General features: G+C 29.2%; 2 protein-coding genes. Both read left to right on the top strand.

Annotated features, from left to right (window positions below):
* A partial coding sequence (locus tag ACMOUI_RS01930) for a GDP-mannose 4,6-dehydratase (protein WP_418964062.1) occupies window positions 1-426 on the top strand: 426 nt, incomplete at its 5' end.
* Between the two features lie 12 nt (window positions 427-438).
* Complete coding sequence (locus ACMOUI_RS01935; RefSeq protein WP_418964063.1) at window positions 439-1,512, top strand: glycosyltransferase family 4 protein; 1,074 nt, start codon at window positions 439-441, stop codon at window positions 1,510-1,512.
* Window positions 1,513-1,648: the final 136 nt, after the last annotated feature.

Raw genomic sequence — 1,648 nt, forward strand, 5'->3', positions numbered from 1 at the left:
GTATATGGCAAAGGAGATAATGTTAGAGATTGGCTGTATGTAACGGATCACTGTAAAGGAATAGATATGGTGATATCTAATGCTAAACCACATGAAATCTATAATATTGGTGGATTTAATGAGGAGCAAAATATCAATATAGTCAAACTAACAATAGATACAATAGCTAGAATTATGAAAGAGGAACCAGAGTACCAAAGAGTTTTAACTACAGATTTAAATAGTATAAACTATGATTTAATAACTTATGTACAAGATAGATTAGGGCATGATGCGAGATATGCTATTGATCCAACTAAGATAGTAACAGAACTAGGTTGGTATCCTGAAACACCATTTACAGTGGGAATAGAAAAAACAATTAGATGGTATTTAGATAATCAAGAGTGGGTAGAGGAAGTATCTAAAAAAACAGTTCATAGCTAAAGGGGGGGAGTAATGAAGAGTGTAACTTTTGTATTGCCAGGAAACAGTTCTAAACCAATAGGTGGGTATAAAGTTGTATTTGAATATGCCAATAGACTTCATTTAGATGGGTATAGGGTAAACTTGGTCTTTCCAGCATCTCTTTTATGGAAAGATCAAGGCATGAAAGGAAAATTAAAAGGTATCATAAAATATCTTTATTATTTATTAGGTAAAAAATATGAACCGTATGATTGGTTTCCTTTGAATAAAAAAATTAATATTAGATGGATTCCATCCCTTGAAGAAAAATATATTCCCAATGCAGATTTTGTATTTGCTACGGCTTGTGAAACAGCAGAATATGTAAAAAGTTATTCTCTGATGAAAGGAAAGAAGTTTTATTTGATTCAACACTTTGAGGATTGGTATTTTTCTAAAGAAGAAGTATTAGAAACTTGGCAGTATGATATGAAAAAAATAGTTATAGCAGAATGGTTAAGAGAAATTTCTAATTCAATAGGAGAAAAGTGTGAACTAGTATACAATGGTTTGGATTTTGAAAAATTTAATTTAGATATTAGTATAGAAAAAAAGATAACAAATCAAATAATAATGCTATACCACGAATCTGAATGGAAAGGATCTGAAATAGGCTTAAAAGCTTTAGAGAAAGTAAAAAATGAAATTTCAGATTTAAAAGTAAAACTTTTTGGAACTCCTAAAAAACCTGAAAATTTACCTGAGTATATAGAGTATTATCAAACTCCAGATCAAAAATTATTAAGAAAACTTTATAATGAGTCTTCAATTTATTTAGGAACAAGCTATGGTGAAGGGTGGGGATTGACAGTTTCTGAAGCAATGCAATGCGGTTGTGCAGTAGCTTGTACAAATGTCAATGGATATAATGAGATGGTAAAAGATAATGAAACAGGGTTATTATCACCTAGTGGTAATTTTGAAAAATTAAGTGAAAATATAATAAAATTAATAAAAAATAAAGAGTTAAGAGTAACATTGGCAGAAAACGGAAATAAATTTATCCAGAAGTTTACTTGGGAAAAAGCATATTCTAAATTTAAAAATACTTTGGAGGACTATTAAATGAAAAGCTTGAAGAATTATTTGTATCAATTTAGCTATCAACTCTTAAATTTAATAGTTCCTTTAGTGACTCTTCCCTATATCACAAAAAGATTAGGTGCTGAAAATTATGGTATATATGTATATACTTTTACAA

Origin of the sequence: Cetobacterium sp., from assembly GCF_048470075.1 — a bacterium.
In the GTDB taxonomy this organism is placed as follows: domain Bacteria; phylum Fusobacteriota; class Fusobacteriia; order Fusobacteriales; family Fusobacteriaceae; genus Cetobacterium_A.

Bases quoted from the DNA above. Each gene is read 5' to 3' on its own strand.
- ACMOUI_RS01935 (WP_418964063.1), top strand. From the start codon at position 439: ATGAAGAGTGTAACTTTTGTATTGCCAGGAAACAGTTCTAAACCAATA.